Genomic DNA, 12,675 nt, shown 5'->3' with positions numbered 1-12,675 from the left:
GGCATGATGGAAGATGATCTCATTTCATGTCTTACAAGGCAGGTGCAGGAAGAGGTAATAGAAAATTACCTCAACGAGCGCAAGCTGATAGATCTGCAACTCGAAGAACTCGGTGAACTTGGCCAGAAGACCTATAAAAAAGCCTTGAAGACGGGTAAAAGGTTTACCCGAATTGGCTATCTTCTTGTAGATGACGCATTCAGAAAAGAATGGAGCGACCTCGTACGATTGGGCAAAGATAGCTTCTGGTTTCGTTGCCTTACCGATGAGTTCAAAAATGATGTGCGGTTTATCAGGGTCACGGCATTGACTCATAAGGGGAAATTTAAAAAGCTTTTTCATGAAGCTTATAGAAGGCTCCTTGCAAGGGTTAAAGAGTACAAAGAAGCTTACGAGAATCTGAAAAAAGAGTGTGATGCCGTTAATCTTAACATCAAAAAGTTTCATTCCAACTACGACCTGCTAACGATTTTGCAGTTTCTTAAGAGTATGGACGTTTGCGGCATAGAGAGGAAAAAGTTTCTGGGAGAGAACTTTTCCCCTGATGAGCTCATGTCTGTTGACGAAAAACTCTATTTTAAGCCGGTTAAATTTGAAAAATGGAGCCTGCCGGAACCGCCTGAACTGCCTCCTCATCCTTTGATCGAACGAAGACTGGATGATCTGGCCAATCAGGTTTACGAACGCTACGGTAATCAGCTCAAGAGCGTGATTTACTAGGCGGAGTGATTGTCGTTCCCCTTCCTGCCAGGGCTCGGACAACGGGTTTGAGGCTGTCCCGAACTTCCAGGAACCTCTTTTTCATTCCCCTTAACCATTCTGCATGTTCCTTTGCCGCTTCCAGAGACAGGAAGAGCTGGTGTTTTGACGGATTTATTTCGGGTAGCATTTCCCCGTCACTTAGCCGGAAGCTCCCCGTGTTGCTGCAGAGAAGGCACTGAATTGTGCTTTTATCCAGGAAGCGGAAACTTCGGCCTCCGCAAAGGGGACATTCAGGCCCGTTGCTTTGAGCTAAGGGATTTCCGGTGGCTATGGCCTTTGCCGCTTCCGTTATCTTAGCTCTGTTTTCCTCTCCAATTACACCTTCTCCGGGAAATGCCCCGTATATAACAAAAGATCCCAGCAGATTTCCGCCCATTATCTTAACGGCACTTTCTGCCATTAGAAGGGCATAGCCGTCCATGTGTCGGATTCCCGCCGTGACGACGGCAAGCATCGGTTTCCCCCATAATTCATCCAGATGGGCATAGAACATTAGCCCCCGATCTACGAATTTCTTAAGTGTAGCCGAAGCCCCCAAAAAGTAGGTGGGAGCGGTTATCATCACGGCATCGGCAGATGCAATGTGTCTTATCAGCTGACTCATGTCGTCTTTTTGAGGACACCCGTCGAAAAGGCATCGGTAACAGGCACGGCAGGGACCTATGTTCCATTCGACGAGTCGAATTATGTAAAGTTGCCAATCATTTCCCAGTTCTTTATGGACGGCCTTTATAAAAAGCTCGCCGTTTGAGGGCGTTCTGGGCGAACAGACAATTCCCAGCAGCGACGGCATCACTCTTCCTCCGTCGTATCGACAACCCAAACGGTATGACCTTTAGCGTTTCTAACGACCGTCGAAGATGTGCTCCCGATAAGGATCTCCTTTACCCTGCCCAGGCCTCTTCTTCCCACTGCTATTGTGCGGCAGTTTAGCCGTCGGGCGTGCCGCAAAATCAGATTTGCAATTGTGTCCGATGCAACATCAAAAAAAGTCTTTATGTTTTCTTCGGGAATACCCTGGGATTTAAGAAGGTTCACCGCTTCTGAAAAGATCTGAAACATCTTTTCTTCGGATTCTTTGCTCCAGAAGAACCCCGAGAGATGTTCTACTTCCTCGTGAATCTTTTCTATTCGTCTGACTTCTTCAGAAGTTAGAAGATTGGGCGAAACCATTGGAACTACATGAAAAAGATAGACCGTCGTCTTGGGTAGATGGCCTATAATTTCTGCCACGTATTTTACAACCTTAAGGGATGCAGGGGTACCGTCCAGGGCAACCAAAATGGAATTCATATTCCTTCTCCTTTGCCCCTCTGTCGTCACGGGAGACTTTTATGAATACCCTCCTAATAAAATCACAAAGCACGGGAATGATCAAATGTTTGCGTTTAAGGTGGGAAAAGGATGGATGGGCAGGGCGTTATTTTCGAAACGCCCTGCCCTGAGACATTAGCCGAGGATTTCTCTTAAATCATCTTCCGGGGTTGATATCGGTTTGATGTTGTAGTTTTCGACCAGATAAGAGAGGACGGCCGGTGTGAGAAAAGCAGGAAGAGATGGCCCAAGCCTTATGTTTTTTATGCCCAGAGAAAGAAGCGTCAGAAGGATTGCAACGGCTTTTTGTTCATACCACGAAAGGACCATTGAAAGGGGGAGCTCATTTACGTCGCAGGAAAAAGCCCTGGCAAGTGCCACGGCCACCTGAATTGCAGAGTAAGCGTCGTTGCACTGTCCCACGTCTATAAGCCTCGGTATTCCGTCTATTGTTCCCAGATCTTTATCAAAGAATCTGAACTTGCCACAGGCCAGTGTCAGGACTACGCAATCTTCCGGAAGGAGCTCCACAAATCTCGTGTAATAATTTCTTCCCGGTTTGGCCCCATCACAACCGGCCACAAGGAAGAAGTGGCGAATTTTACCGTTTTTTACGGCTTCTACAATTTTATCGGCCACGCTCAAAATGGCATTGCGGGCAAAGCCGACCGTAACAGAACGACCGTTGCTATCCTCGGTAAATCCCGGTAGTTCCATGGCCCTTTCGATTACCGGTGAGAAATCATAGTTGTCGATGTGAACGACTCCAGGCCATCCGACTACCCCTGCCGTAAAGATGTTACTTTCGTAGGACTCCTTTGGTTTTTGAATGCAGTTGGTGGTCATCAGTATTGACCCGGGAAATTGGGCGAATTCTTTTTGCTGGTTCTGCCAGGCTGTGCCGTAGTGGCCGTAAAAGTGCTGGTATTTTTTCAGTTCGGGATATCCGTGGGCAGGGAGCATTTCTCCGTGCGTGTACACATAAATGCCTTTACCTTCGGTCTGTTTTAGCAATTCTTCCAGATCCTTCAGATCGTGACCGGAAACCAGAATGGCCTTACCCTTTTTGTGTCCCAGCGGAACTTTTGTAGGTACGGGGTGGCCATAATTCTCAGTGTGAGCGGCATCCAGAAGCTCCATTGCTTTCAGGTTTACCTGACCGCATTTCAGAACCATTTCCACGGCTTCTTCGAGGGACGGAGTTTTCTTAAGCGTAAAGTCAAGAGCCTGATGGATAAAGCTGTAAACCGCTTCATCCTTTTTGCCGAGTATCTCTGCATGGTAGGCATAGGCGGCAATGCCGCGAATTCCGAAGATTAAGGTGTGCTTCAGGGATCTTATGTCGGCGTTTTCGCCAGCCTCCGGGGCAAATCCGTGAGCTTCCCCCTGAGCTATCATTCCTTCCAGGTCTTCTGCGGGCTGGAACGTTGCAGGCCCTTCAGGGAAGGCAGAACCTCCTGCATCCAGCACTTTTCTTTTGAGCCTTTCTCTGAGTTCGACCGTTTTGCGAATAAGAGGTGGAAACCTCTGAGGGTCGAAATTTACATTTGTCAATGTGGAGAAAAGAGCCTTGCAGGTAAAGACATTCACTTCGTCGTCCGATATGCCCAAACGACGGGCCTCACTGGCAACCTGCCCCAGACCTTTAAGTGCATAGGTTAGCAGGTCCTGAAGGGCCGCAACATCGGGTTGTTTTCCGCAAACCCCGACTTTGGTGCAGGCTTCGTTTTTTGCGGTCTGTTCGCACTGATAGCAAAACATGGCTTACCTCCTCTTTTCGAGTTTTGTTGACCCTTGTTGCCGTAAAGGTAAAACCCGGGCAGGTTAAAACCATTGATTCAGATCAAGATTGCAAAAAATTTTTCTTGCTCCCGGAGAATTTTTTATCTATTTATTGATCGAACGTTCAGTTAGCTTAACGGCTTTTTTGAAACTTTCAGGGAACTGGAGTAACCGGTGCTTGTTGAGAAGGCAAAAAGCAGAGATGCCGAAAACACCAAGCAAGCCATTCTCGATGTAGCAGAAAAGCTTTTTTCTGAAAAGGGATTTTCCGGGGTTTCCGTCAGGGATATTTCCGAAGCTTCAGGGGTATCGCAGTCCCTGATACATCATCATTTCGGAAGCAAGCATGCCCTTTATCAGGAGGTTAAACGCAGGGCAATTGAGCGATTCTGGCATAAGTGGCATGCGAGAACTTCTGCCATCACACATAGACCCAACATTATTCGTGAGGGCATAGAAACCTTCTACTGGTTTGTACGCGATAACCAGACGATTATGCGCCTGAGCTGCTGGGCTTGCCTTGAAGGAGATACGGATCTATGGCCCGGTGAAAAAGAAACGATGGATTTTCTCGCCCAGGAGATTGCCGAAGCACAGAGAGAAGGGATCTTGCGGAACGACATAGACCCCATCATGCTTACCATTCTGATTGAAGCGGCTTCGTTCTTCTGGTGGCAGTACCGTGCCAATCTCGTTAAACTTTTTGAAGGCTCCGGTAGGAGTGCTGGAGAAATAGATTGCGAATATTTGCAGACGATAACAAAAATCCTCCTATGTGGCGTCCTGACACATCAGAAGCAGACGAGCGGTTCAAAAGAGGAACTTCATTAAACGAGATAGGAGGGGTTATGATGCCGGTGGCTTGTCTCAGGGAAGGAGATTTTGGAACTGCCATGGACCGGGCTATAAGTTTAGCCCTCCGGTGGCTGGAAGCACAACAAAAGCCGGAAGGCTACTGGATGGGGTGGCTGGAATCCAACTCCTGTATGGAAGCAGAGTGGCTTCTGGCCTTCCACTTTATGGGTATTCGCGACCCGGTGAAGGAAGAGGGCCTGGTGAAGGCTATCCTCAGGGCTCAGAGGCCCGATGGATCGTGGCAGGTCTATTACAATGCCCCTCAGGGTGACATAAATACCACGGTGGAATGCTATGCCGCATTAAGGAGTGTTGGCTTCTCGCCGGATCACGAAGTCCTTAAAGCGGCACGCCGCTGGATTCTTTCTCACGGCGGATTGAACTCCGTAAGGGTCTTCACTCAGTACTGGCTAGCCCTGATCGGCGAATGGCCCTGGGAGGCCACACCCACTTTGCCTCCCGAATTAATTTTCCTTCCGGGATGGTTTCCCATAAGCATCTACGAATTTGCTTCCTGGGCCAGAGCCACAATAGTGCCTCTGGCCGTGTTGTCTGCAAGGCGACCTGTGCGCCCTCTACCGCCGGATCGACGCCTTGACGAATTATTCCCTCAGGGGCGATCTTCCATAAGGCCCAAGCTTACGCGGCCTCAGCAATTCTTTTCCTGGGACAGCCTGTTTTACTGGGGAGATAGATTTCTGAACAAATACACCTCTTTCCCATTCCGTCCCGGCAGGGAAACGGCCATAAGGTTGTGCCTCGAATGGATTATAAGACATCAGGAATCAGATGGTGCCTGGGGAGGCATACAGCCTCCCTGGGTTTACGGCCTTATGGCGCTTTATAATGAAGGTTATTCTTTGGATCATCCCGTAATGTCCAGAGGGCTGCAGGCCCTTGATGCACCTCACTGGTCGTACTGGAAAGACGGGGCATTGTATGTTCAGGCCAGTAACTCTCCCGTCTGGGATACCGTTTTATCCCTGCTTGCAATGCTTGACTGCGGTGCAGATGCCCGTAGCTCAGAAACCCTGAGGAAGGCCGTTAACTGGCTTCTGGAGCAACAAGTCACGAGTTACGGCGATTGGGCAGTAAAGGCAGCTAACGTTGAACCCGGCGGCTGGGCTTTTGAAATGGCCAACTCCTTTTACCCCGATCTGGACGATACCGCCGTTGCCATGATGGTTCTCGCCCGGGTTCTTCCGGATTGGCCCGGCCCTGCAGAGCCCATTATTAAGGCGCTGGAGAGGGCCGAGAGGTGGGTAAGGGCACTTCAGTCATCAAACGGCGGGTGGGCCGCCTTTGACAAGGACAACACCAACAGGCTCGTTACGAGGATTCCTTTTTGTGACTTCGGTGAAGTGCTTGATCCTCCCAGTGTGGATGTAACGGCCCACGTCGTAGAAGCACTTGCCGCGGTAGGCAGGAACCGTCGTGACCCGGCCGTACGAAAAGCTCTTCGATACATAAAGAGCGAGCAGGAAAGCGACGGAAGCTGGTTTGGACGCTGGGGCGTAAATCACATTTATGGAACCTCTGCCGTACTTCAGGCTCTCAGAGCAATCGGTGAAGATATGCGGCAACCTTACGTAAGAAAAGCCGGTGAATGGCTTGTTGTACATCAAAACGAGGACGGCGGCTGGGGGGAAACTCCCGCTTCTTACATGGATGCGAAACTCCGGGGTAGAGGAGAAAGCACCGCTTCGCAGACTGCATGGGCGCTTCTGGGTCTTTTGGCCATAGGAGATCACGCTTACAGGGATTCAATACGCCGGGGCATTCTATATCTTATTGAACATCAGCGGGATGATGGTACCTGGGATGAGCCCCATTACACGGGTACGGGTTTCCCCGGGTACGGACATGGTGGCAGGACCCGTTTGAACGGGGATGCCGATACGCTGGAACAGGGGCTTGAGCTGTGCCGTGGGTTTATGATCAATTACAACATGTACCGCCATTACTTTCCCATGATGGCCCTTGCCAGAGCGAGGAAGTTTCTTTGCGGCATGGGCTGAGTCTTTCGATTTTAGAAAAAATTTCCTGATCCTTGCGCCGTGCCAGCGAAATGATGGAGTTTCTGGAACGCTACCGAGATATCGTGGACGATTGGCCTGCTTTCCTGCACTTTTCCAGAAAGCCACTTAAATCGGGGGTGTGGGTTAACCTTCTTAAAACGGAGCAAAGGGTTTGTGAAAGGTTACTGCAGGAAGCGGGAATAGATTTTGAACCCCTCCGGTGGTGTCGTTTCGGTTACAGGGTAAGTGATCCGGGAGCCGTGGTTTCTTCGTGGTTTTTTCTGGTGGGACTCTGCCATGTGCAGGATGTTATTTCACTGGTGCCAGTAATCCTGCTGGATCCCCAACCCGGTGAAAGCGTCCTCGATTTGTGCGCCGCTCCGGGAAACAAGACCTCTTTTGCTGCAATGCTCATGAAGAATTCCGGCCGTATTGTGGCCAACGACATGGATACGCATCGTCTGGGTACTGCCATGCACCTCTGCGCACGCCTTGGCGTGGTCACGGCGGTATTTACCAAGTATAATGGAGCCAGTTATCCTTACTCCGGTATGATAGGGGATGCCGGTTTTGACAGGATTCTGGTAGATGCTCCCTGCTCCGGAGAAGGAACAACCCGGAAAAACCCTTCGGGACCGGGGTGGTGTGATAAGGACTTTTCTCTTCGAATGAGTCGGCTTCAGAAAGCGCTTCTGGAGAGGGCCGTAAGGCTTTGTAAACCCGGTGGGCGAATCGTCTATTCGACCTGTACTTACGCTCCAGAGGAAAACGAGGAAGTGGTGGATCATGTCCTTCGGGTCTTCGATGGGCTGATCAGTGTCATTGACGCTGATTTGCCCGGGCTGGTTTGCTCTGAAGGCATCGATTCCTGGGAAGGACGAAGCTTTGATCGTCAGGTCAGGAAATGCCTGCGAATATGGCCTCATCAAAACGATACGGGCGGCTTTTTCGTGGCCGTTCTGGAAAAATCAGGAGACCGGGAATACCCCCGGGGATCGGAAAAGGATCCCGCTTTGGTCAGGTGGAAAAAGGACGAAGTGTGCTCCTGGATGAGCTTTTTAGAGAAGCGCTTTGAGATTGATACAACGGCCTTTGATGCTTATCAATTTTACCGTGGGAATAAAAAACGGGTGCATGTGATAAAGGCAGAAAAATTAGGCATACCCGGTTTTCCGGTACCTCTGGGTATCGGTATGCCTTTTTTGAAAGATCAGGGTGCTGTTCCGAAGTTGACGACGGCGGCATCAATGTACTTTGGTGCCATGATCAGAAAAAATGCGGTAGATCTTTCTAGGGAACAGCTTGGGGCTTATTTCCGCCGGGAGGAAGTGACCCTGACGAAGGAGCAGATTTCTTTATGTGACGGCAGGGGTTATGTGCTGGTGCGGCATAGGGGCGTTCCTTGCGGGCTTGCCATGTTAAAATCACGGGGAAGCGAAATATGGTATCTTGAAAGCCTATTTCCCGCTGGATGGGCTAAAGCTTACGGACAATTGAACTAACATTCGGAGACGGGAGGTTATGAGTGAGAAAGGTGACAAATGGACCATTCATCGTCGAAGTCCTTCGGCAGATTTACCATCTGTAATCGTAGTAGGAGCCGGAATGGCGGGGGCCGTCTGTGCCCGGATACTTCACGACAGCGGCTTCAGGGTAACGGTCCTGGAGGCCCGTAACAGACCCGGTGGGCGAATATGGACGGATCGTCAGGCTGGGTTGCCCTGTGATCTGGGGGCTACCTGGATTCACGGAGTGAAAAATAATCCTCTGACCAGGTGGTGCGATTCCAGAGGATTTCATTATGTAGTATGGCCTAAACGGGATCCCCTCTTTTACGAGCGCGGTGGTGTCGTCGGTTCCTTTCACGGACTCTTTATGAAGCTCGCCCGGGAATTATTCCCGTCGGGTGTTCTGGCCCTGGGAACCAAGTTAAGGATTCAGTGCAGGCATTTCATAGGCCTTGACGGTGATGTGCCACTGGCTGATTGGTTTGTGACCCTTCGAGGCCGTAAGCCGCTACCGGAGATCCTTCAACGGTTTCTCTACTGGTGCGAGGGAATTATTGAAGCCATTGAGGGGGGAACGCTTGCCAGGATCAGTCTGGCCGAGTGGAACCCCATGGAGTATCATCAGAAAAGTGCCGTACTTCTTGAAGGCATGGATGTTTTCATAAGAGATGCACTTACCGGAATAGATGTTCACTATAATCAGACTGTTAAGACCATAGGTTACGGGAATAATGGCGTCTCTGTGGTAACCGCTTCTGATAGGTGGAACGCCGATGTCGTGGTAGTGACCGTCCCACTGGGGGTTCTTAAGGCCGGAAGTATAGTCTTTGATCCGCCTCTGCCGAATTGGAAAGTCAGGGCAATTGAAAGAATTGGTTACGCAGACGATTGTGTGCTCAATAAGGTAGTGCTCCGTTTTCCCAGGCGCTTCTGGATGAAAAACGGCGACCGTATGGGCTGGTTGCCCGACCGTGAAGAACATAGGGGAAGGTTTTCTTTCTGGATAGATCATGACCCTGCAAGGGATGCTCCGGTTCTCGGCGGATATGCGAGTAGCTTTTGGGCGGCCAGAGCTGACAGGGAGCTTTCCGATGATGAGATAGTTCGGGCTGCCTGCGAATCTCTGAAGGAGATGTTCGGGCCCTTTGATTTTGTTCCCGATGTGGCCGTAATCAGTCGCTGGCTTACCGATCCGTACAGCCGGGGATCTTATTCCTACTGCGATTACAGGAGTTCAAAGGAGGACAGAGTACTGCTTGCCAGGCCACTACTGGATCGAGTTTATTTTGCCGGTGAAGCCTGTCATACCCGGGACTACGGAACCGTTCACGGTGCCCTTGAGTCGGGTGAGTCGGCGGCGATGATGATTCACAAAAGATTTTGTGGCTGTGAAGTCTCCTTTTCAGGAATACCCTGGCGTGATTAGCAAGAATTTTCGGGAACGCCCGATTGGTGGGGCGTTCCCGGTTAATCAGGACGAGCTTTTTTCTTTTTCGTCCTTGTACATTTTGTAGGTGATGCTGTCCACGAGAGCCTGCCAGCTTGCTTCCAGTATGTCGTGAGACACGCCCACGGTGCCCCAGGTGTCTTTGCCGTCCGAAGACTCTATAAGAACCCTTACTTTTGATGCCGTACCTTCTCGACCGGGCAGGACCCTGACCTTGTAGTCGATTAGCTCCATGGTCTTGAGTTGAGGGTAAAACTTTTCCAGGGCTTTCCTTAATGCGTTGTCCAGCGCGTTTACCGGGCCCTGGCCGAGGGCAGCCGTGTGTTCTACCTGCCCGCCGACACGAATCTGAATCGTTGCCTCCGAAACCGGGGGGCGTCCGTCTTCTTCCTTCTGGTCGATGACCCGGAATCCCAGGAGTTCAAAATATTTCCTGGATTCCCCTTCCAGACGCTTGATAAGAAGCTCCAGACTCGCTTCGGCCGCTTCAAACTGGAATCCTGCCGCTTCCAGTTCTTTTATCCTCAAAAGTATTGACCGTGCTACCGGATCGTCTTCGGGTAGCTTGATGCCGAATTCTTCGGCTTTCATTTTTACGGCCGCTTTTCCCGAAAGATCTGAAATCAAGAACCGCCTTTTGTTACCCACGAGTTCTGGATCTATGTGTTCATAGGTACGGGGATTCCTTCTGACGGCGCTGATGTGGACTCCTCCCTTATGAGCAAAGGCACTTCGCCCAACAAAGGGCTGATACTTATTTGGTGGCATGTTGGCCAGTTCCAGAATGTACCTGCTTACGTGGCGAAGTTTTCTGAGGTTTTCCGCTGGAATACAGGGGATATTCATTTTAAGGCACAGGTTGGGGATGATTGAGCATAGATTGGCGTTTCCGCATCTTTCTCCGATGCCGTTGATTGTGCCCTGAACATGGGTTATTCCGTTTCTGACGGCCTCCAGTGAGTTCGCCACGGCAAGCTCCGAATCGTTATGGGCATGGATGCCGAAGGTAGCGGAGGGGAAGTGTTTTCTGGTTTCCTGGATTATCTCGGCCAATTCATGGGGTAGTGTGCCCCCGTTGGTGTCGCATAGGACCAGAGTCGTGGCGCCTGCTTCGTGGGCCCGTTTGAGCGTCTGGAGGGCGTAGTCTCTGTCTTCCTTAAAACCGTCAAAATAATGCTCTGCGTCGTAGATCACTTCGTCCACATGTTGTCTGAGGTAGGCGACGCTGTTTTGTATGATTTCGAGATTTCGTTCCAGGGATATGCGAAGGGCTTCTTTTACGTGTACGGTCCAGCTTTTTCCAAAAATGGTGATCACAGGGGTACCGGCTTCGACCAGCGCTCTAAGCCCCTTCTCGGGAGATTGTGCGGGATGATGCGTTGAGCCAAAGGCGGCGATTTTTGCATTTCTTAACTCGTAATTTTTTATTTCCTGAAAAAATTGCTTGTCCTTGGGATTGGAGTCCGGCCATCCTCCTTCAATGTAATGAATCCCAAACTCGTCAAGCTTTAGAGCAATGCGCACTTTATCTTCCACACTAAGAGAAAAATCTTCTCCCTGTGTTCCGTCCCTCAGTGTGGTGTCGTAGATAACCACTGCTTTTTGTTCGACGCTCATGATCCCTTTACTCCGGCCTTACTCAAAGGGTTCTTCCTTTACCCTGAAGACCCCGTTGGGGTCTTTGTCCAGCTCAAAAGTATCGTGGAGGACCCGAACGGCCAGTTCTGTGTATTTTTCGTCAATAACAACGGATATTTTTATTTCCGACGTGCTTATCATCATTATGTTTATGTTTTCTGCGGCCAGGGCAGAAAACATTTTGCCGGCCACACCGCTGTGGCTCTTCATTCCAACCCCGACAATGGAGACTTTCGCAATCCGGTCGTTCCCGTGTACCTCACCGGCACCGATATCACGGGCGATTTCTCTAACGAGTTCCATGGCCTTCTCGTAGTTACTCTTCGAGACGGTGAAGGAAATGTTGGCCTTCCCGGGAATGCCGCTACTTCCTTGTATTATCATGTCCACGTTTATGCCTGCTTCTCCAACGGGTCCGAAGATGCGCGCCGCCATACCGGGCACATCCGGAACGTCTGTTACCGTTATACGCCCTACGTTTTTGGTATAGGTAACCCCTGAAACCACATATTTTTCCATGTCCTGATCCTCCCCTGTGACCAGTGTACCCGGCACATCCTTGAAGGATGAGCAAACCAGAATGGGGATATTGAACTTCATTCCGAACTCTACGGCCCTTGCATGGAGCACCTTTGCGCCAAGGCTTGCCATCTCGAGCATCTCTTCATAACTGATCTTTGACAGCTTTCGGGCATTAGAACATATGTTGGGGTCCGTTGTAAAAACGCCTTCGACATCGGTGTAGATTTCGCAGATGTCTGCACGAAGTGCTGCGGCAAGGGCAACGGCCGTTGTGTCCGAACCTCCTCGTCCCAGAGTCGTTATGTTGTGATGGGGATCGTAGCCCTGAAAGCCTGCCACCGCAACCACATAGCCGTCTTTTAGATATTCCTTTATGATTGCCGTGTTTATCGAGGTTATTCTCGCCTCGCCGTAGTGATCGTCGGTCATAATTCCGGCCTGATAGCCCGTAAGAGATATGGCTTTCTGGCCCAGGTCTTTCATTGCCATGCAGAAAAGTGCAATGGTAACCTGTTCGCCCGTTGATAAGAGCATGTCAAGCTCTCGTGGATCAGGATTGGGACTTACTTCATGGGCAAGGGATATAAGCCTGTCGGTTTCTCCGGCCCTTGCAGAGAGCACGACAACGATATCATGCCCCTCCCTTTTACGCTGATAAACCTTGCGGGCAACTGCCTTTATTCTCTCTACGTTGGCAACAGAGGTGCCGCCGTATTTCTGAACAATCAGGCTCATAGATACACCCTCCAGTGCTCTACGGGGCTGCATAAGGGAACAAAACTTCTACCACAGGCTGATGTTAAAGAACAGATTTTTTATTAAACTTCAA

Annotated in this window: 10 protein-coding genes; 5 read left to right on the top strand and 5 right to left on the bottom strand. The window is 50.3% G+C overall.

What is annotated here, in order from left to right; genetic code table 11:
• Nucleotides 1–3 precede the first annotated feature (3 nt).
• Entirely contained in the window at nt 4–720 is a 717-nt protein-coding gene (locus BM091_RS02205) for a hypothetical protein (RefSeq protein ID WP_093393148.1), read from the top strand.
• Here the strand turns inward: BM091_RS02205 and BM091_RS02200 are convergent.
• The 3 genes from BM091_RS02200 to hcp form a co-directional block, all read right to left on the bottom strand.
• Nucleotides 701–1,555 (bottom strand): flavodoxin family protein, encoded by an 855-nt coding sequence (locus BM091_RS02200; protein ID WP_093393146.1) that lies wholly within the window; start codon nt 1,553–1,555, stop codon nt 701–703. The two genes, BM091_RS02205 and BM091_RS02200, sit on opposite strands and share 20 nt — an antisense overlap.
• On the bottom strand, nt 1,555–2,055 hold the full coding sequence (locus BM091_RS02195) for a universal stress protein (protein ID WP_093393145.1): 501 nt from the start codon (nt 2,053–2,055) through the stop codon (nt 1,555–1,557). The genes BM091_RS02200 and BM091_RS02195 overlap by 1 nt, the downstream gene beginning before the upstream one ends.
• Nucleotides 2,056–2,211: 156 nt before the next feature.
• Nucleotides 2,212–3,837, bottom strand: coding sequence for a hydroxylamine reductase (gene hcp, locus BM091_RS02190; protein ID WP_093393143.1), 1,626 nt, complete (start codon nt 3,835–3,837; stop codon nt 2,212–2,214).
• Between the two features lie 195 nt (nt 3,838–4,032).
• Here hcp and BM091_RS02185 point away from each other — a divergent pair, with 195 nt between their 5' ends.
• From BM091_RS02185 to BM091_RS02170, 4 genes are read left to right on the top strand one after another with little or no spacing between them, the layout of a single operon-like run.
• Complete coding sequence (locus BM091_RS02185; protein WP_093393142.1) at nt 4,033–4,689, top strand: TetR/AcrR family transcriptional regulator; 657 nt, start codon at nt 4,033–4,035, stop codon at nt 4,687–4,689.
• A 17-nt stretch (nt 4,690–4,706) separates the two neighbouring features.
• Entirely contained in the window at nt 4,707–6,731 is a 2,025-nt protein-coding gene (gene shc, locus BM091_RS02180) for a squalene--hopene cyclase (protein WP_093393140.1), read from the top strand.
• Between the two features lie 50 nt (nt 6,732–6,781).
• Nucleotides 6,782–8,233 (top strand): RsmB/NOP family class I SAM-dependent RNA methyltransferase, encoded by a 1,452-nt coding sequence (locus BM091_RS02175; RefSeq protein WP_093393139.1) that lies wholly within the window; start codon nt 6,782–6,784, stop codon nt 8,231–8,233.
• Between the two features lie 19 nt (nt 8,234–8,252).
• On the top strand, nt 8,253–9,665 hold the full coding sequence (locus tag BM091_RS02170; RefSeq protein WP_093393137.1) for a flavin monoamine oxidase family protein: 1,413 nt from the start codon (nt 8,253–8,255) through the stop codon (nt 9,663–9,665).
• A 45-nt stretch (nt 9,666–9,710) separates the two neighbouring features.
• Here the strand turns inward: BM091_RS02170 and cimA are convergent, their stop codons facing one another.
• Together cimA and BM091_RS02160 are read right to left on the bottom strand one after the other, a co-directional pair.
• On the bottom strand, nt 9,711–11,303 hold the full coding sequence (gene cimA, locus BM091_RS02165; protein ID WP_093393136.1) for a citramalate synthase: 1,593 nt from the start codon (nt 11,301–11,303) through the stop codon (nt 9,711–9,713).
• Between the two features lie 18 nt (nt 11,304–11,321).
• The gene (locus BM091_RS02160) at nt 11,322–12,581 is read right to left on the bottom strand and encodes an aspartate kinase (RefSeq protein ID WP_093393134.1); all 1,260 of its coding nucleotides are present in this window, start codon (nt 12,579–12,581) and stop codon (nt 11,322–11,324) included.
• Nucleotides 12,582–12,675 lie beyond the last annotated feature (94 nt).

Source organism: Thermodesulforhabdus norvegica (genome assembly GCF_900114975.1).
Lineage (GTDB): Bacteria > Desulfobacterota > Syntrophobacteria > Syntrophobacterales > Thermodesulforhabdaceae > Thermodesulforhabdus > Thermodesulforhabdus norvegica.
Note: the sequence above shows the minus strand (reverse complement) of the source record. Positions and strands in the feature narration are given on the sequence as shown.

What these genes read in the sequence shown, in the direction of transcription:
- BM091_RS02205 (WP_093393148.1), top strand. Translation starts at nt 4, where the DNA reads ATGATGGAAGATGATCTCATTTCATGTCTTACAAGGCAGGTGCAGGAA.
- BM091_RS02170 (WP_093393137.1), top strand. Translation starts at nt 8,253, where the DNA reads ATGAGTGAGAAAGGTGACAAATGGACCATTCATCGTCGAAGTCCTTCG.
- hcp (WP_093393143.1), bottom strand. Translation starts at nt 3,837, where the DNA reads ATGTTTTGCTATCAGTGCGAACAGACCGCAAAAAACGAAGCCTGCACC.
- BM091_RS02200 (WP_093393146.1), bottom strand. Translation starts at nt 1,555, where the DNA reads ATGCCGTCGCTGCTGGGAATTGTCTGTTCGCCCAGAACGCCCTCAAAC.
- BM091_RS02195 (WP_093393145.1), bottom strand. Translation starts at nt 2,055, where the DNA reads ATGAATTCCATTTTGGTTGCCCTGGACGGTACCCCTGCATCCCTTAAG.
- BM091_RS02160 (WP_093393134.1), bottom strand. Translation starts at nt 12,581, where the DNA reads ATGAGCCTGATTGTTCAGAAATACGGCGGCACCTCTGTTGCCAACGTA.
- BM091_RS02175 (WP_093393139.1), top strand. Translation starts at nt 6,782, where the DNA reads ATGATGGAGTTTCTGGAACGCTACCGAGATATCGTGGACGATTGGCCT.
- cimA (WP_093393136.1), bottom strand. Translation starts at nt 11,303, where the DNA reads ATGAGCGTCGAACAAAAAGCAGTGGTTATCTACGACACCACACTGAGG.
- shc (WP_093393140.1), top strand. Translation starts at nt 4,707, where the DNA reads ATGATGCCGGTGGCTTGTCTCAGGGAAGGAGATTTTGGAACTGCCATG.